Below are 25,730 nucleotides of genomic sequence, written 5' to 3'. Positions count from 1 at the left end.
TTTAAACTGAAATAGACAACAAATTGCAAAGCAACTTGTTTATTAGAATTTGGATTAAATGCGCCATAAATAGGAATTACAGTTTATAGGTTTATATTTGTTGGCTATTAATAGCCAACAAATATAAGTAACCGTAATATTTATGGACTTTAAATTTTAGTTAAAAAGTCGCTAAATTTAGTTTTTTCTACGATTGCACCAGGGTGCTGAACAACAAAAGATGCAACGGTTGCGGCTTGCACAATCGAATCAGCAATTGATTTATTTGATAATCGTCCGGCCAAATAGCCCCCCGCAAAAGAATCGCCGGCTGCTGTAGAATCAACTTGCACGGGTGCTGGAGTAAAAGGTAGATGGAACACTTGTTGATGGTTTTGATAACCATATACACCTTGCGAACCACACTTTATTACTTGTTCTGATGTTGAGAATTGTTGTAAATATTCTGTAATTTCTTCAGGTGTCGTATGACCGAGCATGTCTTCGTGATCTTCTAAACCAGGGAAAACTAGATCACTAATTTTATATGACTCTTCTAACCAATAAATAGCTTCTGCTTTATCTTTCCACATTCTAGGTCGATAGTTTGGATCATAAGCAATGCGAGTACCGTTAGCTTTCAAATGCGTTAGCAGTTTAATAAGCTTATGTCTTTCTTCATCACTTAAAATAGCAAGTGATATTCCGCTAAAATAAGCAATATCAAGTTTAGGTAACTCATCATAATTGGTTACAGATTCATCTAACAATGTCATCATTTGGGTTGCAGCTGAACCTTTACGCCAATAACTGAAGCTTCTTTCACCCGTTTCATCAATACTAATAGCGTATATACCAATTTGTGCGGTTTTTGATGCAAATACAAATTGAGTATCAATTGCTTCAAGCTTACATTGCTCGATCATTTCTTGACTAAAGTTGTCTTCACCAACGCCAGAAAAATAAGACACATCTATTTCAGGGCTAATTCGTTTTGCATAGATTGCTGAATTATAGGTATCACCAGCATAATTTTTGAGTAAATTTGAATTAGATGTTGGTTTAAGTTCCAACATACATTCGCCAATAACGAATAAAGAAGCCATTTAAAATCCTAACGTAAAAGTTTAATACAATTTCATAATTGAAAAATACTCAAGCATTATCAACATTACCCCGAAAAAAACAACTAATTATAAATAATAATTATTGTATACATTACACAATAAACGTTATTTGAGGCCGTATTTAAAACCTATCAACCTTTTAGTTAAATATGAATTTATAAGTTTGTATTTGAATTACCGTGCATTTAGTGTATTATTGGTAAGCGCCTAATCAACCGACGTACTTACCTGCTGAATTTTACTGTTGCATAATTTTCTCATCGCATGCACAGGAGAAAATAAAATGACAGCGACAGAAAATACAACAAATAATCCAATTCAAGATCACCCTTTTTGGCGACAACATCTTGAGCAATGGCAGCAAAGCGCCTTAACCCAAGCTGCTTATTGCCGTGAGCATCAACTTTGCCAAGATAAATTTAGCTATTACAAACGCGTATTAGCAGTGCAAACACCGAATAAACCTGCTTCGGGCTTTGTGAGTGTTCAGGTAAAGCCGGCGGTGATCGCGGATGGGCTGACACTCAATTTTTGTAATGGCGTGCGCTTATCGGGTATCAACGAACATAATCTTGCTGTCGTTAAGCAACTGGCTGGCATTTTATCATGACGGGGGTGATGCGCCCGAATATCGGTTTAACTCAAGTCTATTTGTATCAACCCTCAATTGATTTTCGTAAATCTCATTTGGGTTTATGTGCATTGATTGAATGTGAATTAGGGCACAATCCTTTTACTGGGCACCTTTACGCGTTCACTAATAAGCGTCGTAATAAAATCAAGTGCTTGTTTTGGGAAGACAATGGCTTCGTACTTTATTACAAGAGTTTGGCGGAAGATAAATTCAAATGGCCCAAGCGCGGTGAAGAGGTCATAACATTAACGGGGCAGCAAATAAATTGGTTGCTTGATGGCTATGATATTAGTGCAATGCAAGGGTATAAAAAGTTGCAATATGAGTCTGTTTTTTAGCGATTTTAGTGGCTGAAACAGGTATAATATCGGGCATGAAAACACCGCTGAAACCCATAGAATATAAGGATAAATCACTTGATGATATCATGACTCAGGTGAGCTCAATGCTGTCTGAAAAAGATGATATTATCGATAAGAAATCTGAGGTGATCACGTGGCAAAAACAGCGTATTGAGTTGCTAGAAGAATATTTGCGTTTATCCAATCACAAACGCTTTGGCTCCAGCAGTGAGCAAACAACCGCAGAACAAGGGCGATTGTTTGATGAAGCTGAAATAACCGCTGAGCCGGAGCAAAGTGAGCTACTGCCTGATCCACCGCAAAATAATAAAAGCAAACGCGGTCGTAAGCCTTTTGATAAAAAGCTACCGCGTGAACAAGTATTTGCCTATTTATCAGACGCAGAAAAAGCCGGTGCTATCGACTCTTTCTTTATCAAAGTACGCGAAGAATTAGACATTGTACCGGCAAAAGTCCGAGTATTAGAGTACATGCAAGAAAAAGCGGTGTTTAAAACGGATGAAGGTGGGCGTGAATTTAAGGTTGCTGACGTTAAAAAGCACCCATTGCCTAAAGCCATGGGCAGTGTGAACTTAATAACCTATGTCATTGTCTCTAAATACGCGGATGGTTTACCGCTTTACCGTATCGAGAAACAGCTTAAACGTTATGGCGGCGACATAACCCGCGCCACACTGGCTAACTGGGTTATATCATTATCAAAACAACTGCAATCACTGATTAACTTACTCAGAGAGCATCAACACAGTGGTCCACTGATAATGATGGATGAAACCCGTGTTCAAGTTTTAAAAGAGCCCGGTTACAGTGCAACCGGTGATAAATGGATGTGGGTATCGCTCGGCGGGCTTGAAGATCAACAAAGTGTCTTATTCGACTATGCTCCTTCACGCTCAGGTCAGGTAGCCGCGCGCCTGCTCGATGGGTTTAATGACGGCTACCTGCAAAGTGATGGTTATTCAGCTTACCCCGCGGTATGTGAGAATAATAACCTTATTTCGGTGGGTTGTTGGGATCACGCCCGCCGTAAATTTAAAGAGGCCCAACAAGCTCAACCTAAAAAGGGCAAAAGCAAGGTATCGCGTGCCGATATGGCGTTAAGCTATATCAATAAACTCTATCTTGTTGAGCGGGACATTAAAAATCAATCACCGGAGCAAATCTTCCAAGTACGGCAAAATAAAAGTATCCCTATCCTAGAGGGTGTTGATCTTTGAACAAAAAATGAGCGGAGACATAGCAACAAGGTATAATAGTTTCGCCAAAAATCAACATACCACCGAGAACGGACGTTGCTATGCCAAGAACAATGTTATCAGACAATGCATGGAAAAAGCTAAAACAAATACTCAGGGAAAGTGGCCGGGTTTACAACAAGTACGAGCATAGAAACACGCTTGAAGGTATTTTGTATCGAATGCGGACTGGTATTCCGTGGCGAGATTTGCCAAATGAATTCGGAGACTGGAGTAGCGTCTTCAGACGTTTCAATTTGTGGTCAAAAAAAGGCGTGCTGGACAAGCTGTTCCGAGTTTTAGCGACAGAGATTGATACAGACTGGTTGTTTATTGATGGCAGTATTGTCAAGGCGCATCAAGACAGCAGCGGTGCAGCCAGTGAGGATGCAGAAGCTATCGGCAAAAGTCGAGGGGGTAACTCAACCAAAATCCATCTTGCGGTGGATAGTGGCGGATTGCCGATTTATTTCGAACTCTCAGGAGGACAAGTCAATGACATCGTTCATGCACAAAGTTTAATTAAGCATGTGCCAGTGACGACCTGTGTTATTGGAGATAAAGGCTATGATGGCCAATCATTACGCGACGCCGTTGAGGCGCGAGGAGCCACTGCTTATATCCCAAGACGAAGCACCAATAAGGTGGGTAATGCAGATATGGACTGGTGCTTATACAAATACCGTCATCTGGTTGAAAACGCATTTATGAAAATTAAGAAATATAGAGCGGTAGCCACTCGATACGACAAGTTAGCTAGGAATTATCACAGCGTGGTATCCCTAGCTTTCATGATGATGTGGCTGCCAATGCATTGCGATTAAAATATGAGCAAAGATCAACACCCTCTAGAGAAACTCAAAAAGTGGGCAGCGCAAACCACACCGAAAGTGCCAAAAGACAGTTTAACCGGCAAGGCATTAACTTATTTAAACAATCAGTGGGACAAATTGCAGGTTTACTGCACGGATGGGCGACTCAATATCAGTAATATCCTTGCCGAAAATGCGGTTCGTCCGTTTTGTGTTGGGCGCCGGGCTTGGTTATTTGCCGATACGCCCGCGGGCGCCCAAGCCAGCGCCATTCATTACAGTTTAATTGAAACGGCTAAGCTTAATGGTTTAGAGCCTTACGCTTACTTGAATGCAATTTTTAAAGCCTTACCTTACGCTGATACGGTCGAAAAAATAGAAGCCTTACTCCCCTGGAAGTTTAAAAATCTAGATCAAGGTGCTTAGGGGACGTATGTTCATTGAGCGCTTACTATTATTGCGTTGTTTTAAACATGTTCCTTTTATTATTGTGTTGATTTTAGCCATAGATTTCTATGGCTTTTTTTTTGATTTAAAATTGATGAGATAATCGTTGAATAAAATAGTGAGTCATAAAGAGATAACCTCATTTAAAAAAAACAACAAAAAATGAGGCTAATTCAGGGGGGGGCTTTGTTACTAATCTAAATCTGATTCGTGGCTTACTATATCGTGATCGATCAACATCTCATCGACTCGTTGCAGCCCTCTTGGTAGTTTATTACCTCGTCTTCCTCGTTCACCTTTGTAATGTTCCCAATCTTTAGGTTTGAGTGTCATTTGTCGCTTGCCTGCAACTAATACAATGGCATTATCTGCTGACAAAATATTAATGTGCTTAACAAATTCTTCTCTGTTACGCGCCCGCTCAGCACTAATGCTAATTATTTTATTACCTTTGCCCTTTGCTAATGTGGGTAAATCTTGAATTGGGAACACTAACATACGGCCTTCGTTACTTATTGCAACAACAAACAAGTCAGTTTGCTCAGGTAACTTTATCGGTGCCAATACATTGGCATTAGTCGGCAAGGTTAAAACCGCTTTACCCGCCTTATTTTTACTGATTAAACTGCTAAATTCAGTAACAAAACCGTAACCCGCATCCGAAACCATTAAATATTTATCTTCATTAGATGAGAGCAAAGCATGCTCAAATTTTTCACCCGCACCCATATTAAAACGACCTGTTAATGGTTCACCTTGGCTCCTAGCCGATGGCAACGTGTGCGTTTCTGTTGAAAAAGCTCGCCCCGAAGAATCGATAAACACAGAGGGTTGATTTGAACGCCCTTTAGCTGAGGCTAAATAGCCATCTCCTGCTTTATAACTTAGTGTTGCGGCATCTACATCATGACCTTTTGCACAACGTCCCCACCCTTTGTCAGATAAAATAACTGTAACGGCTTCGCTCGGCACTAAATCTTTTTCACTGAGCGCTTTTGATTCACCGCGCTCGATCATAGGTGAGCGTCGAGGATCACCGAATTTTTTCGCGTCTTCGGTTATTTCTCGTTTAATAAGTTTTTTTAGTTCGCTATCTGAGCCTAAGATTTTTTCTAATGCATCACGCTCCGCTTCCAATTCTGCTTGTTCACCGCGTATTTTAACTTCTTCAAGTTTTGCCAAGTGACGTAGTTTTAATTCGAGAATAGCTTCAGCTTGTGTGTCGGTTATCTCAAATCGTTCCATTAATACAATTTTAGGCTTTTCTTCAGTGCGAATAATATGAATGACTTCATCAATATTTAAAAAGGCAACTAATAAACCTTCTAAAATATGTAAACGCGCTAAAACTTTATCTAAACGGTATTGTAAACGTCTAGTCACGGTATCGCGTCTAAACGTTAACCATTCATTTAAAATGGTGGTTAAGCCTTTTACTTTAGGGCGTCCATCTAACCCTATCATATTTAAATTGACGCGATAGCTTCGCTCTAAGTCGGTAGTAGCAAATAAATGTTGCATGGTTTGTTCGACATCTATTCGGTTTGAACGCAGTACAACTACTAACCTAACTGGGTTTTCATGATCTGATTCATCACGTAAATCAGACACCATAGGCAATTTTTTAGCTTGCATTTGGCTTGCTATTTGTTCAAGAATTTTACCGCCTGATGTTTGATGCGGTAAAGCCGTGATAACAATTTCACCTTGATCTTCTTCATACACCGCCCGCATTTTGATAGAACCACGGCCTGTTGTATATATCCGCTTAATATCATTTTTGGGTGTTATTATTTCAGCTTCCGTTGGGTAATCAGGGCCAGGAACAAAGTCCATTATTTTATCAATACCCGCATTAGGGTGATCTAATAAATATTTAGCGGCTTCTGCTGTTTCTTTTACATTATGGGGTGGAATATCTGTAGCCATACCGACAGCGATGCCGGTAACCCCATTTAAAAGTATATGCGGTAACCTTGCAGGCAAGTTTAATGGCTCTTTCATTGTGCCATCAAAATTTGGCCCCCAATTCACCGTACCTTGACCCAATTCACCTAATAAAACATCAGCAAATTTAGATAATTTAGCTTCGGTATACCGCATAGCGGCAAATGATTTAGGATCATCGGGTGCCCCCCAGTTACCTTGGCCATCAACTAATGGGTATCGATAAGAGAAAGGCTGAGCCATTAATACCATAGCTTCATAACATGCTGAATCACCGTGTGGATGAAACTTACCCAATACATCACCAACCGTTCTGGCTGATTTTTTATATTTAGCGGCTGCAGATAAGCCTAATTCAGACATCGCATAGATAATTCGTCGCTGAACAGGTTTTAAACCATCTGTTATATGAGGAAGTGCGCGATCCATGATCACGTACATTGAATAGTTTAAATAAGCATCTTCAGTGAATTTTCTGAGTGGAAGCTGTTCAACATTTGAAAGATTAATATCTAAAGTATCTGACATAGTGTAATTATCTTTTTTATTGTATAGATGAAGCGAAATATGACGAATAGCACATTATAAAGTGCTATTTAAAAACGGATTAAAACAAGTTTGCAGTCTTTTGTGAAGAGCTAAGGGCTTTTTATACACCCATTTAATAAACTAATGCCAAATTTAGATGTGTTTTTAATCAGATGCCTCATCATTTTTGAAGGACAATAGCTAAATTGTTTTGTTGTTTAAAAATGCCATTTGAATAAAACATTTATATTGGATTCATTGGTATTAAATAGCGGACTAGATTCAATACCAAATTTGTTTTTCCATCGTACATATTCAAAACCCAAATACACAGGGTCTTGCAAATTGAGAAGCTCAGTTACACGCCACTTTAATTGAGATGTAAAATTGCGACTTAAAGATTGGTCTGCTGTTTTGTCATAATAATCGATAAATCCATCATAAACGAAGTTTTGTCCAAATAAGCTAAAGGGTAACAGCCAACTTGCAGTTAATTGCCAATTATTTTCAAGCGCTTCATTATTTCGTTTATAAGCATTCAATTGGAAAAAGGTAAAATAAGGCACCTTAAAATTAGCCCCGACACCATACAATAAATGTGTCGATTGACTAGACATTTCAATTGTACTCGCGAAAAAAAGTTCAGATAAAAACCCTTTCTCATTTAAACAAACCGCTTCTACTTTGCATAAACTGATTCTGGGTGACCATTCTGCGTAATTGCTGTTATTATTGTTTTCTGTTCGCATATGATCTAAAAAGAAAAAACTGTCACCCCAGGTTGTCGACATCGCATGTTCAACGGTAATAACCTGCCTTTTAGCATCTCCCACTAAATAATTTGATCCCTTTAAATAGGTAATTCTAGCCTCCTGCCATAGCGGTTTCGCCGTCAACGTTAAAGGTAAGGTAATTAACCCTATGAAAATCAGTAAATTTTTTATTTGCATAAAAGTTTCTCAGTCGTTATTTATTTATTCATTAATTACTTTAGTTCTTTGTTGTTAAAAGTGTATTTTTTCTTATGCTTTATCAAAAATAGACTAAAATATAGGTAGATCGTTTATTTAATTAAGGTGATCAAACATGTCGTCATTTAGTAAAATATTAGTCGTAATTGACCCTATGCAAGATGAGCAAAAAGCATTAGCGCGCGCCATCGAATTAGCCAATAAAACAGGTGCATCTGTTAGCGCATTAATGACAATTTATGATTTTTCATACGAAATGACGACGATGTTATCGCAGGATGAACGCACGTTAATGCAACAAGCCGTTATAAAAAATAGTAAAATATGGTTAGATAACTTGCTTGAACAACAATCTCACTTGATTAGTCAGCTACACGGCGAGGTTATTTGGCATAACAGCCCCTACCAAGCAATTATAGAAAAAGTATTAACAAATAATTATGATCTCGTCATTAAATCAACTCATCAACACCCACTTATTCAATCCGTTATTTTCACCCCCACCGATTGGAATTTATTGCGTAAATGTCCTTCGGCTGTTTTATTGGTCAAAGAACACGCGTGGCCAAACCATAGCCGTGTAATTGCCGCTATCAACGCCAGCAGTGATCAGTCATATCATCAATCTTTAAACCATAAAATAATTAAAACGGCTCGGGATATCGCTAACTGTTTACATTCAAAAACCATTCTTGTTAATGCGTTTCCGAGTGTGCCTGTTAATTTAGGTATCGAGATCCCTAATTTTGAACCTCATACTTATTTAACATCGGTAAAATCATTACATATAGAGGGAGTGCATACCTATGCTAACCAATTTGATATTCCAACAGAGGATTGCCTGATTCGAGAAGGCCTACCCGAATCGGTTGTACCAGAAATTGCAGAAGAAATAGATGCGGAACTCGTCGTTTTAGGTACGATTGGCCGAACAGGTTTGTCTGCCGCTATTATCGGTAATACAGCAGAACAAGTATTAGACGCATTAAATTGCGATGTACTGGCCGTTAAACCCGAAGGTTTTATTTGTCCTATATCAATTTAAGTGCTTACATTTTAATGATTCTCAGTATCTATTTAGTTTATAATGTCCGTTAATATGAAGCTATTGAATGAACTGTTAAATTAATTAACAACACATTTAAATACAATGACAAATTGAACTGAGACAAATACAACCATTATGCAACAAACTATGGCATCTGCCCTTTTCAAGAATTTTCTTGGACACTCACCTGTTTGGTACAAATTAGCAATTATTGCTTTTCTAGCCATTAACCCTATTATCTTTTCAATCGACCCTTATACAGCGGGTTGGATATTAATTTTAGAATTTATTTTTACGTTAGCAATGGCGTTAAAATGTTACCCACTTCAACCGGGTGGATTACTTGCTTTAGAAGCCATCGCCATTGGCATGACAACGCCTGATCTGGTTTTACATGAAATACAAGAGAATATAGAAGTTATTCTATTACTGGTATTTATGGTTGCAGGTATCTACTTTTTAAAAAAACTACTGCTTCTCTCGTTTACTAAATTAATAACCAAAATCAAGTCCAAAACTATTCTCTCACTCGCATTTTGTGTTAGTTGTGCTTTTTTATCCGCTTTCCTTGATGCGTTAACGGTTATAGCCGTTATTATTAGTGTCGCAGTGGGTTTTTATTCTATTTATCATAAAGTGGCATCAGGTAAGTCATTCCACGAAACTGAACATAACCATGGTGAAGATGAACATTTTGAATCACTCACTCGTACTGAACTTGAAGATTTCAGAGCCTTTTTAAGAAGCTTAATGATGCATGCTGGTGTAGGTACAGCCTTAGGCGGTGTGATGACAATGGTCGGTGAACCACAAAACCTGATCATCGCGGCTAAAGCAAGCTGGGGATTCTCTGAGTTTGCTATTAGAATGGCGCCTGTCACTATCCCTGTATTTTTTGCAGGTATCATAACTTGTGTTGCGGTAGAAAAAATGGGAATTTTAGGTTATGGCGCTAAATTACCCGCGGCAGTACATCAAATTTTAAGTGATTACGATCGTCACGAAGATAAAAAAAGGAATAACCGCGATCGAGCTATGCTTATTGCTCAAGCCTTAATTGCAGTTTGGTTAGTCATTGGCCTTGCCACACATATGGCCTCGGTTGGATTAATCGGTTTATCTATTATTATATTAGCGACTAGTTTTTGTGGTGTAACTGAAGAACATGCACTAGGTAAAGCTTTCGAAGAAGCGCTACCGTTTACAGCATTACTTTGTGTCTTTTTTGCCATTGTTGCCGTTATTATTGAACAAAAGCTATTCCTTCCCGTAATCGATTGGGTATTAAGCTTCGAAGGTAAAATGCAACTTGTTATGTTCTACATTGCGAATGGTTTGCTTTCAATGGTCAGCGATAATGTATTTGTTGGTAGTGTTTATATTACTGAAGTAAAAGCGGCTTTAAATGCTGGCCAAATTACACGCGACCAGTTTGATTTATTAGCCGTTTCTATTAATACCGGCACAAACTTACCGAGTGTTGCGACGCCTAACGGCCAAGCTGCGTTTTTATTCTTATTAACAAGTGCTTTAGCACCGTTAATTCGTTTATCATACGGTCGGATGGTATTAATGGCTTTACCCTACACCATTGTCTTATCTCTTGTGGGTTTAGCTGCAACTTGGTATCTTTTACCAGACATGACTCAAATGCTTTATGATATGGAATTGATTAGTCATCATGTACCGGGTTCAGAAGCTGAAACAAGTGGTCATCATTAATGTTATAGTCACATATAGTTAGGTTTAGAATATTAAACGCCGTGCATGACACGGCGTTTTTGTATAAGGAAGATTATGTTATCTATTTTAAACGTCGATAAACGACCGCTTTGGTTGATATTGTTTATCAGCGCTTTGTTTTTAGAAGGCGCAGCGCTTTATTTTCAATACGTGTTAGGTTATGAACCTTGTGTTAAATGTATATACACACGTGTAGCGGTTTTTGGATTTATTTTAGCGGGGTTGATTGGATTAATCGCGCCAAACAAGTTACTGGTTAGGCTATTGGCTTATGGCATCTTTGTTTTAAGCCTTATCAGTGCATTTATTATTGCGTTTGAACATATAGAAGTACAACGAAATACATTATCAATTTTCGCGATCTGTGAGGCAATCCCTAATTTCCCCGAATGGTTTCAAATACATATTTGGTTTCCTGATTTATTTGAAGTGCGAGGCAGTTGTGGAGATGTTAATTGGGAAATGTTTTCATTATCAATGCCTGAATGGATGGTTGTAATATATTCTATGTATACTTTAAGCTTTTTAATCGTGATAATTAATCGCTTATATCAATTTAGAACGCTATGATTAAGTTAGACTATTAGAAGGGTTTTGTTAGTTTAATGAACATCGACCATGCAAATTCAGACGTATTGATCATTGATGATCAAGCATTAGCGCAAAATTTCTTAAAGAAATCATTAGAGTCATTAGGCTTTAAGCACATTAAAATAGCAGAAAGTGCTAAACACGCCATCCACCTTTGTGAAGAGCAGGAGTTTAGTATCATTCTTTGCTCATTTAATTTAAGTCGTGATCGTGATGGCTTTCATTTATTTGAAGAAATGAAAGTTAAAAATTACATAAAATTAACCACGACTTTTATTTTTGTGAGTGCCGAAACCAGCCCCGAATTAGTTAATAGTGTTATTGAACTACAACCGGATGATTTTTTAGTTAAACCCTTCACACCAAAAGAGTTGAAAATACGCTTAGAACGGGTTTTAAGTCGTAAAGAGAAATTAAACACCGTTTATTTTGCGTTAGAAAATAAAAAATACCGTAGAGCTATCGATTTAATCGATAAACATTTAGAAAACCCCAAGTTAGCTAAACTAGCGCCGTTTTTAGTCCGAATTAAAGGTGACGCATTATTAGCAACTGAATCATTTTATGAAGCTGAAATGTACTACAGCGGCTTGCTTGAAAAGTATCGTTTTGCGTGGGCATCAATCGGCTTAGTAAAAGCATTATTAGCACAAAATAAAGATAATGAAGCAGAGCAAATATTAGCAAGCTTAGTGACACGGGCAGAGAGCAAACTTGCGGCACTCGATTTGCTTGGTCAATATCACTTAAGTAAAGATAATTTTGAGGCCGCTTACCTTGATTTCCAACAAGCCTCTGAGCTTTCACCCAGAAATATTGACCGTCATCGAAATGTGTTAAATATTGCTCGCTTAATACATGACCACAATGCCCAGTTTGAAACCGCTAAAAGCATGGCTAAATTTGGTAAACGTTCTATACACGACTCGCCTGATTTATATTTAACCGTTGCGCGTGCCGGTGTCGATTATGCTCTTACGCTGTCAGAAGAAGAATCAACCGCCATCTTACGATTATCAGAACGCTACATTGACGATATTAAAAAAGAATTTCCTAACTCTGCCCTAGCAAAAGAAAAAATCAATGTGGTAAAAGCACGGATCCACTATTTAAAAAATGAACAAGCAACCGCACAACAATTAATTCATACTGTGCTTTATGGCAACTCTGCCTCGCAGAATATTGAAGATGATATAGATAAAGCTAAGGCGTTTCATGAACTCGGCCATAAAGAGGCTGCCATTGATATTTTAGAGCATATTGGTGAAGCGGATTTAGGTAACCCGATCAATCAAAAAGTCATGTCTCAATTTTTAGCGCAAGAAGTAAAAGAGCGAAAAGAAATCCCATATTCACCGCGTGAATTAAATAATATGGCGGTTAGCTTTTATAAAAAGAATCAGTACGAACCCGCGATCCAAACGTTTAAAGATGCTTTACGTTTAATGCCTAAAAATACACGAATTGCGTTAAACTTTTTGCAAGTGCTTGTTGATCAAAAATTAAAATACGGATTTAAAGACCATCATGAAGACAATTATGCAAAATGCATCGATATTTTAACCGCGGGTAATTTGGATGACACACAAACACGACGTTTCGAAATACTGGTTAGTAAAGCAAATCAAAAAAGCTTAAAAGAACAAGCTTGATTAAGCCGGATTATCAATATCAACAAACGTAACATCAAGTCCAAGTTCGGTAATCAAATACTCGCCTAAAGCTTTAGCACCATAACGCTCAGTTGCATGATGGCCAGCACTGATAAAATGAATTCCTAGCTCTCTTGCCGAGTGAATTGTGCGTTCACTAACTTCACCGGTGATATAAAGGTCGGCATCGCGCGCATGAGCTTGCTCGATGTAATCTTGTGCACCGCCCGTACATAAGCCAATACGGTTAACATATTCAGGCCCGGCGGCTTCAAGTAAAACCTGACGGTTTAATTTATCGCTCACTAATTTAGCAAAATCGGCGGCTGAAATAGGTGCTTTAGTAGTGGCTATATTACCAATACTAAGCGGATCACCTGCACTTAATCCATCAATAATGTCTAAATTTAATAATTGCGCTAATTGTGCGTTGTTACCCAGTGTCGGGTGAACATCAAGCGGTAAATGGTAAGCATATAAATTAATATCATGACTGAGTAAGGCTTTAAAGCGATTACGCTTCATGCCGATAACTTTTTCATTTTCCCCTTTCCAAAAATAACCATGGTGCACTAATAAGGCATCGGCTTTATAGTCTATTGCTTTTTCAATCAACTCCATTGATGCGGTGACACCCGTAATTATTTTTTTAACTTCGGTTTTGCCTTCAATTTGTAAACCGTTAGGGCAATAATCTTTGATCTTCTTAGCGGATAATAAGGTGTTTAGATAGGTTTCTAATTTGTAATTATTCATGATATTTTGTAGTTTTCTTGTTGAACTTCAGGCAATAAAAACAGACTTAATCGATCGTTTAATACATTGAGCGACTCAAATTGTTTTATTTTTTTACCACCATTTAATTGCATGGTTTCACTAAGTAACATGACAACACTCGTTTCTTGCCATTTATCAACAATCAAAAAAATACCTTGTTGCTCAATAGACTGTAAACAAACGATATGATCTAAATCCCCTGGCGGCACCCCACCATCGACTTCAAAAAACCAACTTTTAGGGCCAGAAGGTTTATTAAATTTCTTAAGGGCTAACGCATTTAAAGCCATTTGAACACATAAGGGTTCAGGGAGCGCTAATGCGTCTTCAAGTGCATTATAAAAATGCGTATACAAATTTAGATCATCAATCGAAAGCATGACTTTAGCGTCAGTAAATACAATGTGCCTTTTACTATAAGGAGAGACAAAAACCATGTCCCCCATATCCGTGCACAGCTTTCCTTGTTCTTCATCAAAAAACCAATACCATTCTGCATTTGGTCGTAACATAGCAGTATTACCCTGTTTTTATGATTTGATAACCTTAGCAAAATCTAAGGTTTGTATTTAAAGTGCAGCAACAATCTCTTTTACGAGTTTAGGACCTCGGTAAATAAAGCCGGTATACACCTGAACTAATTCAGCACCAGCCTCTATTTTTTCTTGCGCTGATTCAGCACTATTTATTCCACCGACACCAACGATAGGTATTTGACCTTTAAGTGATGCTTTTAATACCGACACAATATGTGTACTTTGTTGTCGAACCGGCACACCACTTAAGCCCCCCATTTCATTACCAAATTTTAAGTGTGAAACGCGATCTCTTGCGAGGGTCGTATTAGTGGCTATAACCCCTTCGATTTCATTTTTGAGTAAAGTTTCTGCAACTTGTTGTGTTTCTTCATCTGACATATCCGGGGCAATTTTAACTAAAATAGGCACATGTTTACCCACTTCTTGCCCCAGCGCATACTGTCTTTCTTTAATCGCCCCCAATAATGAATCGAGTGCATCGCCATATTGAAGATTACGTAAACCTGGCGTATTAGGTGATGAAATATTGACGGTTACATAATCAGCATGCTCATAAACTTTATCAAGGCAATGTAAATAATCGTCTTTGGCGTTTTCTTCTGGTGTGTCTTTATTTTTACCAATGTTAATACCTAAAATACCATTATATTTTGCGGCTTTAACATTTTTAACCAACTGATCAACACCCTGATTATTAAAACCCATGCGATTAATAATGCCATGGGCTTCTGGTAATCTAAAAATACGAGGCTTATCGTTACCGACTTGTGGTCTAGGGGTTACCGTACCGACTTCGATAAAACCAAAGCCCATCGCGGCAAAAGCATCAATACATTCGCCATTTTTATCTAAACCAGCCGCTAAACCAACTGGGTTTTTGAATTGTAGACCAAAACATTCAACCGGTTTATGGGCAACATTTTGTTGGTATAATAAGTCAAAGGCCGTTCCACCCATTGCTTTTAAAGCATGAATAGATAATTCGTGTGATTTTTCGGCATCTTGGGTAAATAAAATAGAACGTAAAAGCTTATACATGAAATAGACTCTCATAAAAAAACCTCACTCTGTGAGGTTTTTTTAGTAATTTATTCAATCAAATTAATAATTTGATTACCATATATTAAGTTTACCGTGAGTAACTTAAAAGTTCGAGCTTAAATTGACTACATTCCTCTGATTCCCATTAATTCATGCCTTTAGCATCACAATGATGACTCAGTAACATAAGTTCACGCAGCGCAACCGAGAACTTAGCAAATTCATGACTTTTAGTTGTTCTAAAGTCGGCTAACATCTGACGCCATCGACCTAACACTTGTTTATGCTCTTTCGCCCAAATATCAAGCATGGCTGGCGCTTCGGTTTGATCGGCACAATAACGTAAAATAACCGCCGTTAATGAACGCTGCTGCCAATCTAATTCTTCTCTAAATGCGGCTCTTGCTAATGCTTGCCAGTGGTTAGTCACCGGTTGAGCCGTAATTTGCTCTAAGAACCAATGTAAATCCATTTTGTCTCCAAGCTTATAATAAACATCAGCGACTATATCCACATCTTTATTGGTCTCATCTGCCACTTGAGCAATATCCATAACCGAGAATAAATTACTAAATCGCGCAATCTGGCAAGCTAATGTTTTATCTATACCCTCTCTAATTAAAACCTGTTCTGATTCTAATAGCGCTTTATGCTCTTTACTGACCATATACTTTGGTAAATTAGCATTAACCGTTTCATAAACAGGTTTAAAAAATGCGATTGATTCTTCAATCGACATATTAAGATTGCGGTGTCTTAAAAACCATCGAGTCGCATGCCGTATGGTGCGTCTTATTTGAAATAACACCTCAGTTTGCACAATTGAAGGAATTTGATTGTCGAGTTTTTCTAATTGCGACCATATATTCGGCATATCAAAAATTTCACGTGCGATGGTATAACAAATAATAATTTCTGCAGGGGTTGTCCCTGTCTCTTCTTGCATACGATGAACAAAGTTTAGTCCCATATCGTTTACAACCCGGTTAGCCGCTTGGGTCGCAATAATTTCGGCACGTAAAGGATGCGCTTGCATCGCATCACGATACTTGGCTTGCAAAGGCTTAGGGAAATAACCAATTAATTCCTGTGCAATAAACGTATTATTGGTAATTTCGTCGGTGAGCAATTGCTCTTTGAGTACCATTTTACCGTATGAAATTAACACCGATAATTCAGGACGGGATAACCCTTTGCTATTAGCTTGACGATCGGCCATTTCATCATCACTGGGTAAATACTCTAAACCTCGATCTAAATAGCCTTGTTTCTCAAGCCCGTGAATAAAACGAACATGTTCTTTTAAATGAGCAACGGCTTTTAACTGCGTAATCGAAATAGAATGCGTTTGACGGTAGCAATCTTCTAATACGATCTCTGCAACTTCGTCTGTCATGCTATATAACAACGCATTACGTTGTTTTAATGTCATATCACCTGCAGCGACCAAGGTATTTAATAGTATTTTGATATTAACTTCATTATCGGAGCAATCAACACCACCCACATTATCGATAAAATCAGTGTCAATACGGCCACCTGCTTGCGCGTACTCAATACGACCTAATTGCGTGCAACCTAAGTTTCCGCCCTCACCTATGATTTTAGCTTTAAATTCATCCCCATTAATACGAACACCATCATTAGCTCGATCGCCTACATCTAAATGAGACTCTTTTTTACCTTTTAAGTAGGTACCAATACCGCCATTCCAGAATAAATCGACAGGTGCTTTCAATAACGATTTAATTAACTCATTAGGTGGCATTGACGTTACATCGGTCTGCAACATTTTTTGAATTTCAGGCGTTAATTTAATTGATTTAGCTGACCTTTCAAAAATCCCTCCCCCTTTAGAAATCAAATCCAAGTTATAATCATTCCAACCAGACCGTGGTAAGTTAAATAAACGTTGACGCTCAGCATACGATTTTGCAGCGTCAGGCGTTGGGTCAATAAAAATATGTAAATGATTAAAGCCCGCTAACAATAATGTTTTTTCAGACAACAACATGCCATTGCCAAAAACATCACCCGACATATCACCCACACCAATACAACTAAATTCTGTTGTTTGGCAGTTAATGCCCATTTCTCTAAAGTGACGTTTAACCGATTCCCAAGCCCCTCGTGCCGTAATACCCATTTTTTTATGGTCGTAACCGACACTACCACCTGAAGCGAATGCATCCCCCATCCAGAAGTTGTACTCTTCTGATATCCCGTTCGCAATATCAGAAAATGTCGCCGTGCCTTTATCAGCAGCAACAACTAAATAAGGGTCATCTTCATCATGACGAATAACCTCAGTTGGTGGAACAATTTCCCCTTGCAAAATGTTGTCAGTTATATCAAGTAACCCCCGGATAAAGGTTTTATAACACGTTTGACCTTCTTCAAAAAAAGCATCACGACCACCGGTTGTCGGCAACTGTTTACATACAAAACCGCCTTTGGCGCCAACCGGTACAATAACGGTATTTTTTACTTGTTGAGCTTTTACTAATCCGAGGACTTCTGTTCTAAAATCTTCACGACGATCTGACCAACGTAATCCGCCACGTGCCACTTTACCTCCCCGTAAATGAACGCCTTCGACTCGGGGTGAATAAACAAATATTTCGAATTTTGGTAATGGCCGTGGCATTTCAGATATTTTGGCTGGCTCAATTTTAAAACTGATATAAGGTTTTTCGTCTTGTTGTGCGTCTTTTTGATAATAATTAGTGCGTAAGGTCGCCAAAATCATTTCATTATATTTTCGAATGATCCGGTCATCATCTAAATTTGCAACATGATCAAGCTTGGCTTCGAGATCACTAGATAAAGTGGTGATAATCGAGCTGTCTGAATCATAAACAGCAGGGTTAAATTTATACTCAAAAAGTTGAATTAATAATTCAGCAATAGCAGGGTAATTAGCCAATGTACCTTCAACGTAAGTTTGACTAAAGCTCGTGCCAATTTGTCTATTATACTTAGCGTAAGCCCGCAATATAGCAACTTGTCTTCCGGTTAAATCAGCCCCTAACACAAGCCTATTAAAGCCGTCATTTTCAAGGTGGCCGTACCAAACTTGCTCAAAGGCTGTTTGAAAATTTAAACGTGATTTATCAAGATCGAGTTCTTTATCACTGGTGAGCAACATAGAGAAATCAAGGATCCAGAAAACATGCCCATCTTGACTTTTAATTTGGTAAGGTCTTTCATCAACAACTTTTAAACCAAAGTTCTCAAGCATCGGTAAAACATCAGAAAGATGTAACGGTTCATCTCGATGAAAAAGCTTCAATTTAACTCGGCGTGAATCTAACTGCTCTTCTTGTGGACGATAAAAAATCATACCAAGGCGACGTTCGTCCGATAGCGCTTCTAACTTTGCAATATCGACAACCGCCGTCGTCGGCAAGATATTTTCTTTGTAGCTTCGAGAAAATGCATTTTCATATTTTCGAAATAATGCTTTCCCGCGTTCTTGGCTAAAGTTACCTAATAGCGTTTGGTCTAATTTATCTTCCCAAGTCTTAGCTAATTCTTTCATATTGTCTTGTATATCTTTTACGTTGATTTCAATATTATTGTTATCAACTCGAACAAGATAATGTGTTCGAGCTAATGCCGACTCCGAAAAAAAGGTTGTAAATTCAACTTCGTCTTGGCTATTTAAACTGGCTTGTAAAAGTTGTTGAGTGTCTTTTCTTAATTGGGTGTTGTAACGCTCTCTTGGCACATAGGCCATACATGAAAAGAAACGTCCGTGTATATCTTTTCGAATAAAGAGCTTAGATACACCACGCTCTTGCATTTGGAAAATACCAATTGCAATACTTTGTAATTCTCTTTCTGAGGCTTGTAACAATTCATCGCGTGGATAAGTTTCTAAAATATTCAGAACCGCTTTATAAGCGTGGGTCGTCATGTCTAAACCGGTATTGGCCATAACGCGATTTAATTTAGCATTAATCAATGGAATATCGATGGCACTGCTATTATAGAAATCAGATGAAAACAAACCAATAAATCGATGCTCACCGATGACCTCTCCCACATCATTGAATATTTTAATACCGATATAATCATGATAAGCCGGACGATGAACACGTGAAGCTTGATTGGTTTTTGTAAGAATTAAGACTTCTTTATTTAACGCAAAATCTCGAGCTGAAGCGGGTAAAGAACTCAAACGGCGACTTTTTTTGCTGACCGAGCCTTTCATCAGGCCTAAGCTAGATTTGTTAACTTGTTTTAATACGTGATCTCCCGAAACGGCCGATAATTCGTATTCACGGTAGCCCATTAAGGTAAATTTATGATCCGCTAACCAATTTAAAAATACACTCGCTTCGTCAAGGGCCTGCTTAGCAATCACTTTAGGATATTTGTTAAGCGATTTAATTACATTCGCCAGTTGGTCTTTCATTGGCTGCCAATCATTGACCGCGAGTAAGACTTCACTGATAACTTGTTTTAGTTCAGTCGTGATAGAATCAATGGCATCAGGATCTGACAATCGATCAATTTCAATAAAAAACACGGTCGTATTGTCTGTTTCTTTTGATGTTTTGGCTTCTAGATCACTAATTTTGCCACTTTTGTCACGTTTCAATTTTAGCGGGTTGTGTAATAACCAATGTGCGGTAACGCCGAGTCGTGTTAAGCCCATACGAACAGAGTCAACTAAAAAAGGTACGTCTTTAGTTATTATTTCAACAATAGTATAAGTCGACTCCCAGCCGTTTTCAGCAAGCTCTGGGTTATAAACTCTGATCGTAGTTGATAACGATTGATGCGCATTAAGAGTGTTCCATAAGCTTAAGGCGGCGCCATATAAATCACTATCATTTCGATTAACCAAATCATCTTGTGCTAGGTTACGAAATAAAACACGAGAAAAATTTATCACTTGTTGTGCATATTCAGCATCAACTTTGTCTAATATTAACTTTTCGACATTGTCTAAAATAATTGAAGGCTTGTTACCAACAGTACTCATAAATACAACCTTAAAATAATATCCGGTAAATAATTTGCTAAACGTCTAAATTTATTAGGCTTTTTATACAAATAAACTATTTAGTATTTATAGCTTAAAACTTAACAAAAATATAATATTTACCCTAAAATACATTAACTTATATGAATGAATTTATTTTTTTATTTAACTTATTAATTTAAGCAAGCGTTTATAGATATGCAACCTCATATATAACTCTATTAGTTTATATTTAAATATTGACTTCGTGTGTAAACAATCGTTATTATTTGTTAATAAATTAATAAAAATTTTATTTATGAATACACCACAACTCGTTACCTTTGTATTAAGTTTATCAATCACGCATATTGCGTGTGCTAATAACCAAGCATTACCTGATCCCAAAAAAACCGAAATATGGGAGCCAGAACCGCAAGTCGTCAGCACTTTTAATAATGTGCCTTCTGACGCTATCTCACTTTTTAATGGGCAAAATCTAAGTGAATGGCAACATGGAGATGGCACTGAAGTACAATGGCCAATTGTGGGTAATGCTTTTACTATAAAACCTGGCACTAAGGGTATTAAAACAAAGCAACAATTTTGCGATATGCAACTGCATATTGAGTGGCGTTCTCCGACTATAGACCCCAATAAATCAGGCCAACATTTGGGTAATAGTGGTATTTTTTTGCAAGGTAGATACGAAATACAAGTTTTAAACTCTTATCAGAATCGAACTTATTCTAATGGTCAGGCAGGATCTATTTATAAGCAAAGTGCCCCACTGGTTAATGCCAGTCGCCCACCGCTAGAATGGCAAACCTACGACATTATATTTACCGCACCTAAATACGATAGCCAAGGCCAATTAACCCAAAAAGCCCATGTAACGGTATTACATAATGGTGTGTTAATACAAAATCATACAGAAATCCAGGGAAGCACTCGGTATCGTGGTTTACCTGAATATCCATCTGCCTATGAATGTGGGCCAATACATTTGCAAGATCACGGCTCTAAAGTCAGTTACCGCAACATTTGGGTTCGTCAATTATAAACAGGCTTAATGATAAATAATTGAACGCCCATTCAATTTAAACACAGAATTTGGTTTTCAATTGACACACAAAAAGAAAACCAAATGCTTCTATCGTCCTCTTATTTTATCTTATGAAAGCAATGTGTCTCAATCTCATTGCTTATTCATATTGTGCTTAATTCCTTATCAATCCAAACAAAGCATTTACAAATAATGTTAAAAACATTAACTTTAAGTTGTTAAATAAAATAAAGGTTAAAAAGCCGCAAAATAATTAACGGACACATAAATAAACATAAACCTGATTTAAATGTGAATTTATATAATGACAAAAAATAAATTAAGGTCCCCAATGATAAAATTTAAACACAAATTAAAAGCAAATATTAATCTAACCATAATCCCAACATTATTAGTTAGTCTGTCACTGGTTTTGATGAGTGGCTGCAGTTTAAACGGTATTAATAGCGACAGTACATGGCAGCAATATCGTCCTTCTGGCAAGATAACGAAAAGACACGAAGCCGGATTAGTCGCCATTTACGATCGTATTTACCTACTCGGTGGCCGAGGGATCAAACCAGTTGATGAGCTCAATATTCATGCAGAACATTGGCGTTCTTTAAGTCCATCACCCATTGAAATACATCATTTTCAGCCCGTAGAATTTGATAATAAAATCTATGTTATTGGAGCATTAACCGGTCAATTTCCCAATGAAAAGCCAATAGATCATGTATTAATATATGATCCGAGGAGCAACGAATGGACGCAAGGTGCGACTATTCCTGAAAATCGCCGACGCGGTGCCGCAGGTGTTAGTGTGTATAATAATAAAATTTATATAACCGCGGGAATAACGGACGGGCACAATGGAGGAACCGTAAATTGGTTCGATGAATATGATCCAGCAACAGACACTTGGACAGTATTAGAAGACGCTCCTTATGTACGAGACCACTTTCAAACAGCCGTTCATAAAAATAAATTATACGCGGTAGGTGGACGTCGAACGTCATTTAGAACGGGTGAATTATTTGAATTAGTCGAAAAACATGTTGATGTTTACGACTTTGAAGATAAAACCTGGTCAACACTTGAAGCTCAACTACCTACGGGTCGAGCGGGTCATTCTGTTGCCGTATTCAAAAACAATTTGATCGTAACGGGCGGAGAGTCAGGTGCAAACATTAAAGCACATGCCCAAATGGAGATCCTTAATTTAAATAATGAAGAATGGATGATAGGCCCTTCTTTAATACAAGGTCGCCATGGTACTGGTTTAGTTGTTGTTAACGAAAAGCTTTATACTGCTAGTGGTTGCGCTAATCGAGGCGGTTCTCCAGAGCTTTCTTCTACTGAAGTATTTGAATTATAAATTAAGCAAAACAAACTATGAAAGAAAACGATACAATAACCCAATTAAATAATAAGTGACCTTACCAACTTGAAGCCCGCTACCTGCGGGCTTTGTTATTTTTAATCCCCTTTTTTCATTATTAATACCAATCCATAATAATAAGTGCCCACTCAGCGAGCGCTTAAATGAAAGAATAGTGGTGCTCTTTTGAGTTCGAGCAACACAGAGCAAGCGCATTTAAAACTCGCCTGAAAGGAATGCCCCAGCGGCTTTTTACCTGCGTTATCGGTATTTGAAAGGGAACAACCATTCCTGTACACCGACGCCTTGTTCAAAAACCGCTGGATGCATTCTGAGAGATCACTTCTTTATATGAATCGGTATAAGTTCAACTTCTCTTTTAACAAATTTAATAAAAGTTTGACATTTACCGACCGTAACTTGATAATTGTTAACAATTATTTATAAATCACATAATTTACCAGTGATTTATAATCCAGGTATCATCGTTGCTAAATTATAATAACGTGGAGAAAAAATGAATAAATCTACTTTTATTAATAGTGCATTAGCTACTGTTATGGCCGGTACACTTCTCGTTAGCTGTAGCGCACCAGACAAAACTAATCAAAAGCATAGTAAAGACATCACAACTCAAGAAAAAAAGGTCACTTCATTATTAGATTTTGAATCATCACTGCCTAATTGGCTATCAACGCTCAACACAACAACATCGTTGATTACTGATCGAGGCGTTACATCAGGCAATCAATCACTGTTGTTAAACTTTAGTTCAGATGAGCAACGCGCACATGTATTGTTAAAACCTCAAAATAATTGGGACTGGAGTCATTATTCAACCTTAAATTTAGCCACCGATATAACTAACCCAACATCCGCTTCAGTAAACTTACATATTGAAATTACAGACCATACCGGTTGGCCACATATCCGTTCTGTGAGTATCCCTGCGCATTCAACAGGTACATATTATGCGCTCTTAAAAGGTGAACAGTTAGCTATTAACAGTGGTTTACGTGAAGATCCTAAATCATGGCAATCTACCGATCATAAAATGTTTTGGTTACGGGGTCGAAAGCAATTAGCCTTAGATAAAATATCCAGCATTAAATATTTTGTTGATTCGATAAATTTCGACAAGCGCTTAATTTTAGATAATATTCGTCTGCGAGAAAACCCGGCTACCGATCCCAATTTTTTAGTTGGCCTGTCAGATAAATTTGGTCAAAGTGCTAAATTTGATTTTCCCGCTAAAGTGAAATCAGATAAACATTTAAAACAACTGGCACAAACTGAGTTAGCACAACTTGAAAAAGAAGGTCCTATGGCTGACCGCTCACAATATGGTGGCTGGAAAAGCGGGCCTAAATTAAAAGCAACAGGCTTTTTTAGAACCGTAAAAATCAATGGTAAATGGGCAATGGTGGATCCAGAAGGTCATTTATTCTTCTCATCAGCGTTAGCCAATATCCGAATTGCCAATACAACCACTATTACAGGCATCGATTTTAAAGACGACTCCGTTCGTTATATAGACCCTGAAGATGTTACTCCGGAAGATTCTTTAGGTATTCGCCCTGTATCAAAAGAAGCGCAAAAGTCACGTTATGTCGCATCTGAAATGAGACATAAGATGTTTACAGATTTACCAAGCTACGATGATGAATTGGCTAATCATTACAGTTACCGTCGGACTGTTCACAAAGGGCCATTGCATCATGGGGAAACATTTAGTTTTTACCAAGCTAACTTAGAGCGTCGTTATGGCGAAACATCCACTGATTCCTATTTAGATGATTGGCGAGATGTGACGATAAAACGATTTAAAAACTGGGGGTTTACGTCAACCGGTAACTGGACTGACGCAAGTTTTTATCAGATGGATCGTATCCCCTATTTTGCAAACGGTTGGATAATCGGTGATTTTAAAACGGTTTCTTCAGGAGCCGATGTTTGGTCTCCCATGCCCGATCCATTTGATCCAGAATTTGCTCGTCGGGCGTTAGTCACAACAAAAGTGATTGCTCAAGAAGTTAAAAATAACCCATGGTGTGTTGGGGTTTTCATAGACAACGAAAAAAGCTGGGGTAATCAAAGTACACCCCGAGGTCATTATGGGATCGTGATCCATACTTTAAACAGACCTGCCACAGAGAGCCCATCTAAAGCACATTTTATGAAAATACTAAAAAATAAGTATTCGTCGATTAATGCGTTAAATTCAGCTTGGCAACTTAATCTTGCGAGTTGGTCAGCGCTTGATAAAGGCTATGCGGTTGCCGATATGTCAGATGCCATGCTGGCCGACTTTTCAATTTTGCTTGAAGCCTATGCAACTGAATATTTCAAAATTGTACATAATGCTTTAGCGCAAACTTTACCCAATCATATGTATATGGGGGTTAGAATGGCACATTGGGGAATGACACCAGAAGCCGTTAAAGCCGCCGCTAAATATGTTGATGTCATGAGTTATAATTTTTATAAAGAAGGTTTACACGCTAAAGCTTGGACGTTTTTAGCTGAGGTTGATAAACCAAGTATCATTGGCGAATTTCACTTTGGTGCAACTAACGATACAGGCTTATATCATCCTGGGTTAATTCATGCGTCAGACCAAAAAGATCGGGCTAAAATGTATACCGATTACATGAATACCGTTATTGATAACCCATATATGGTTGGTGCTCATTGGTTTCAATACATTGATTCGCCTATCACGGGTCGTGCGTATGATGGCGAAAATTACAATGTTGGTTTTGTAACGATGGCCGATGTACCTTATGAAGAGATGGTTAATGCCGCCAAAAAACTAAACGCGACGTTATATCAACGTCGTTTTGGTCAATAAAAGGTGAAGTGATATAAACTCAGATAAGTGCCAAGTTTCGCCTGGCAC

Annotated in this window: 19 protein-coding genes; 12 read left to right on the top strand and 7 right to left on the bottom strand. The window is 38.0% G+C overall.

The features are described from left to right. Nucleotides 1-149: 149 nt before the first annotated feature. A complete protein-coding gene (locus DPX34_RS15085; RefSeq protein WP_111979282.1) occupies nt 150-1,085 on the bottom strand; it encodes a sugar kinase in 936 nt (311 codons plus the stop codon). A 304-nt stretch (nt 1,086-1,389) separates the two neighbouring features. Here DPX34_RS15085 and tnpA point away from each other — a divergent pair, with 304 nt between their 5' ends. From tnpA to DPX34_RS15060, 5 genes are all read left to right on the top strand, one after another. Then, nucleotides 1,390-1,716, top strand: a complete 327-nt coding sequence (gene tnpA / locus DPX34_RS15080) for an IS66 family insertion sequence element accessory protein TnpA (RefSeq protein ID WP_111979281.1) — start codon at nt 1,390-1,392, stop codon at nt 1,714-1,716. Continuing rightward, the gene (tnpB, locus tag DPX34_RS15075; protein WP_111979280.1) at nt 1,713-2,078 is read left to right on the top strand and encodes an IS66 family insertion sequence element accessory protein TnpB; all 366 of its coding nucleotides are present in this window, start codon (nt 1,713-1,715) and stop codon (nt 2,076-2,078) included. The genes tnpA and tnpB overlap by 4 nt, the downstream gene beginning before the upstream one ends. A 35-nt stretch (nt 2,079-2,113) precedes the next feature. Next, entirely contained in the window at nt 2,114-3,319 is a 1,206-nt protein-coding gene (tnpC, locus tag DPX34_RS15070; RefSeq protein WP_157964744.1) for an IS66 family transposase, read from the top strand. 80 nt (nt 3,320-3,399) lie between these two features. Then, complete coding sequence (locus tag DPX34_RS15065) at nt 3,400-4,161, top strand: IS5 family transposase (RefSeq protein WP_111979278.1); 762 nt, start codon at nt 3,400-3,402, stop codon at nt 4,159-4,161. Between the two features lie 3 nt (nt 4,162-4,164). Next, nucleotides 4,165-4,575, top strand: coding sequence for an IS66 family transposase (locus DPX34_RS15060; RefSeq protein WP_198673718.1), 411 nt, complete (start codon nt 4,165-4,167; stop codon nt 4,573-4,575). Nucleotides 4,576-4,788: 213 nt separating this feature from the next. On the opposite strand, the gene parC is transcribed toward DPX34_RS15060, so the two are convergent. Then, a complete protein-coding gene (gene parC, locus DPX34_RS15055; RefSeq protein WP_111979277.1) occupies nt 4,789-7,071 on the bottom strand; it encodes a DNA topoisomerase IV subunit A in 2,283 nt (760 codons plus the stop codon). Nucleotides 7,072-7,289: 218 nt separating this feature from the next. Further along, a complete protein-coding gene (locus DPX34_RS15050; RefSeq protein ID WP_111979276.1) occupies nt 7,290-8,021 on the bottom strand; it encodes an outer membrane protein OmpK in 732 nt (243 codons plus the stop codon). Nucleotides 8,022-8,157: 136 nt separating this feature from the next. Between DPX34_RS15050 and uspE the strand changes: the two genes are divergently transcribed. From uspE to DPX34_RS15030, 4 genes are all read left to right on the top strand, one after another. Next, the gene (gene uspE, locus DPX34_RS15045) at nt 8,158-9,087 is read left to right on the top strand and encodes a universal stress protein UspE (protein WP_111979275.1); all 930 of its coding nucleotides are present in this window, start codon (nt 8,158-8,160) and stop codon (nt 9,085-9,087) included. Nucleotides 9,088-9,225: 138 nt separating this feature from the next. Further along, nucleotides 9,226-10,812 (top strand): sodium/proton antiporter NhaB, encoded by a 1,587-nt coding sequence (nhaB, locus tag DPX34_RS15040; RefSeq protein ID WP_111979274.1) that lies wholly within the window; start codon nt 9,226-9,228, stop codon nt 10,810-10,812. 75 nt (nt 10,813-10,887) lie between these two features. Then, entirely contained in the window at nt 10,888-11,403 is a 516-nt protein-coding gene (gene dsbB, locus DPX34_RS15035; protein WP_157964743.1) for a disulfide bond formation protein DsbB, read from the top strand. 35 nt (nt 11,404-11,438) lie between these two features. Beyond that, a complete protein-coding gene (locus DPX34_RS15030; protein WP_111979272.1) occupies nt 11,439-13,076 on the top strand; it encodes a tetratricopeptide repeat-containing response regulator in 1,638 nt (545 codons plus the stop codon). Here DPX34_RS15030 and DPX34_RS15025 read toward each other — a convergent pair whose 3' ends face one another. The 4 genes from DPX34_RS15025 to DPX34_RS15010 form a co-directional block, all read right to left on the bottom strand. Next, nucleotides 13,077-13,832 carry a Nif3-like dinuclear metal center hexameric protein gene (locus DPX34_RS15025; protein ID WP_111979271.1) on the bottom strand — a complete coding sequence of 252 codons (756 nt, stop codon included), beginning with the start codon at nt 13,830-13,832 and terminating at the stop codon, nt 13,077-13,079. It lies immediately after the preceding gene. After that, on the bottom strand, nt 13,829-14,365 hold the full coding sequence (locus tag DPX34_RS15020; RefSeq protein ID WP_111979270.1) for a cell division protein ZapC domain-containing protein: 537 nt from the start codon (nt 14,363-14,365) through the stop codon (nt 13,829-13,831). Before DPX34_RS15020 ends, DPX34_RS15025 begins: the two co-directional genes overlap by 4 nt. Before the next feature lie 57 nt (nt 14,366-14,422). Next, entirely contained in the window at nt 14,423-15,430 is a 1,008-nt protein-coding gene (gene pyrD, locus DPX34_RS15015) for a quinone-dependent dihydroorotate dehydrogenase (RefSeq protein ID WP_111979269.1), read from the bottom strand. A 148-nt stretch (nt 15,431-15,578) separates the two neighbouring features. Then, the gene (locus DPX34_RS15010) at nt 15,579-20,426 is read right to left on the bottom strand and encodes an NAD-glutamate dehydrogenase (RefSeq protein ID WP_111979268.1); all 4,848 of its coding nucleotides are present in this window, start codon (nt 20,424-20,426) and stop codon (nt 15,579-15,581) included. Between the two features lie 298 nt (nt 20,427-20,724). On the opposite strand from DPX34_RS15010, the gene DPX34_RS15005 reads away from it, so the two are divergent. From DPX34_RS15005 to DPX34_RS14995, 3 genes are all read left to right on the top strand, one after another. After that, complete coding sequence (locus DPX34_RS15005) at nt 20,725-21,468, top strand: 3-keto-disaccharide hydrolase (RefSeq protein ID WP_111979295.1); 744 nt, start codon at nt 20,725-20,727, stop codon at nt 21,466-21,468. Nucleotides 21,469-21,802: 334 nt separating this feature from the next. Next, complete coding sequence (locus DPX34_RS15000; protein ID WP_198673717.1) at nt 21,803-22,828, top strand: Kelch repeat-containing protein; 1,026 nt, start codon at nt 21,803-21,805, stop codon at nt 22,826-22,828. 520 nt (nt 22,829-23,348) lie between these two features. Further along, a complete protein-coding gene (locus DPX34_RS14995; protein ID WP_111979266.1) occupies nt 23,349-25,682 on the top strand; it encodes a beta-galactosidase in 2,334 nt (777 codons plus the stop codon). Nucleotides 25,683-25,730: the final 48 nt, after the last annotated feature.

Origin of the sequence: Algibacillus agarilyticus, assembly GCF_003286125.1 — a bacterium.
In the GTDB taxonomy this organism is placed as follows: Bacteria; Pseudomonadota; Gammaproteobacteria; order Enterobacterales; family Alteromonadaceae; genus Algibacillus; species Algibacillus agarilyticus.
This window is presented reverse-complemented; position numbering and strand designations above follow the sequence as displayed.

Bases quoted from the DNA above. Each gene is read 5' to 3' on its own strand.
- DPX34_RS15000 (WP_198673717.1), top strand. From the start codon at position 21,803: ATGATAAAATTTAAACACAAATTAAAAGCAAATATTAATCTAACCATA.
- DPX34_RS15030 (WP_111979272.1), top strand. From the start codon at position 11,439: ATGAACATCGACCATGCAAATTCAGACGTATTGATCATTGATGATCAA.
- dsbB (WP_157964743.1), top strand. From the start codon at position 10,888: ATGTTATCTATTTTAAACGTCGATAAACGACCGCTTTGGTTGATATTG.
- nhaB (WP_111979274.1), top strand. From the start codon at position 9,226: ATGCAACAAACTATGGCATCTGCCCTTTTCAAGAATTTTCTTGGACAC.
- DPX34_RS15005 (WP_111979295.1), top strand. From the start codon at position 20,725: ATGAATACACCACAACTCGTTACCTTTGTATTAAGTTTATCAATCACG.
- DPX34_RS15020 (WP_111979270.1), bottom strand. From the start codon at position 14,365: ATGTTACGACCAAATGCAGAATGGTATTGGTTTTTTGATGAAGAACAA.
- DPX34_RS15060 (WP_198673718.1), top strand. From the start codon at position 4,165: ATGAGCAAAGATCAACACCCTCTAGAGAAACTCAAAAAGTGGGCAGCG.
- DPX34_RS15010 (WP_111979268.1), bottom strand. From the start codon at position 20,426: ATGAGTACTGTTGGTAACAAGCCTTCAATTATTTTAGACAATGTCGAA.
- DPX34_RS14995 (WP_111979266.1), top strand. From the start codon at position 23,349: ATGAATAAATCTACTTTTATTAATAGTGCATTAGCTACTGTTATGGCC.
- DPX34_RS15065 (WP_111979278.1), top strand. From the start codon at position 3,400: ATGCCAAGAACAATGTTATCAGACAATGCATGGAAAAAGCTAAAACAA.
- DPX34_RS15050 (WP_111979276.1), bottom strand. From the start codon at position 8,021: ATGCAAATAAAAAATTTACTGATTTTCATAGGGTTAATTACCTTACCT.
- DPX34_RS15025 (WP_111979271.1), bottom strand. From the start codon at position 13,832: ATGAATAATTACAAATTAGAAACCTATCTAAACACCTTATTATCCGCT.
- pyrD (WP_111979269.1), bottom strand. From the start codon at position 15,430: ATGTATAAGCTTTTACGTTCTATTTTATTTACCCAAGATGCCGAAAAA.
- tnpC (WP_157964744.1), top strand. From the start codon at position 2,114: ATGAAAACACCGCTGAAACCCATAGAATATAAGGATAAATCACTTGAT.
- tnpB (WP_111979280.1), top strand. From the start codon at position 1,713: ATGACGGGGGTGATGCGCCCGAATATCGGTTTAACTCAAGTCTATTTG.
- DPX34_RS15085 (WP_111979282.1), bottom strand. From the start codon at position 1,085: ATGGCTTCTTTATTCGTTATTGGCGAATGTATGTTGGAACTTAAACCA.
- uspE (WP_111979275.1), top strand. From the start codon at position 8,158: ATGTCGTCATTTAGTAAAATATTAGTCGTAATTGACCCTATGCAAGAT.
- tnpA (WP_111979281.1), top strand. From the start codon at position 1,390: ATGACAGCGACAGAAAATACAACAAATAATCCAATTCAAGATCACCCT.
- parC (WP_111979277.1), bottom strand. From the start codon at position 7,071: ATGTCAGATACTTTAGATATTAATCTTTCAAATGTTGAACAGCTTCCA.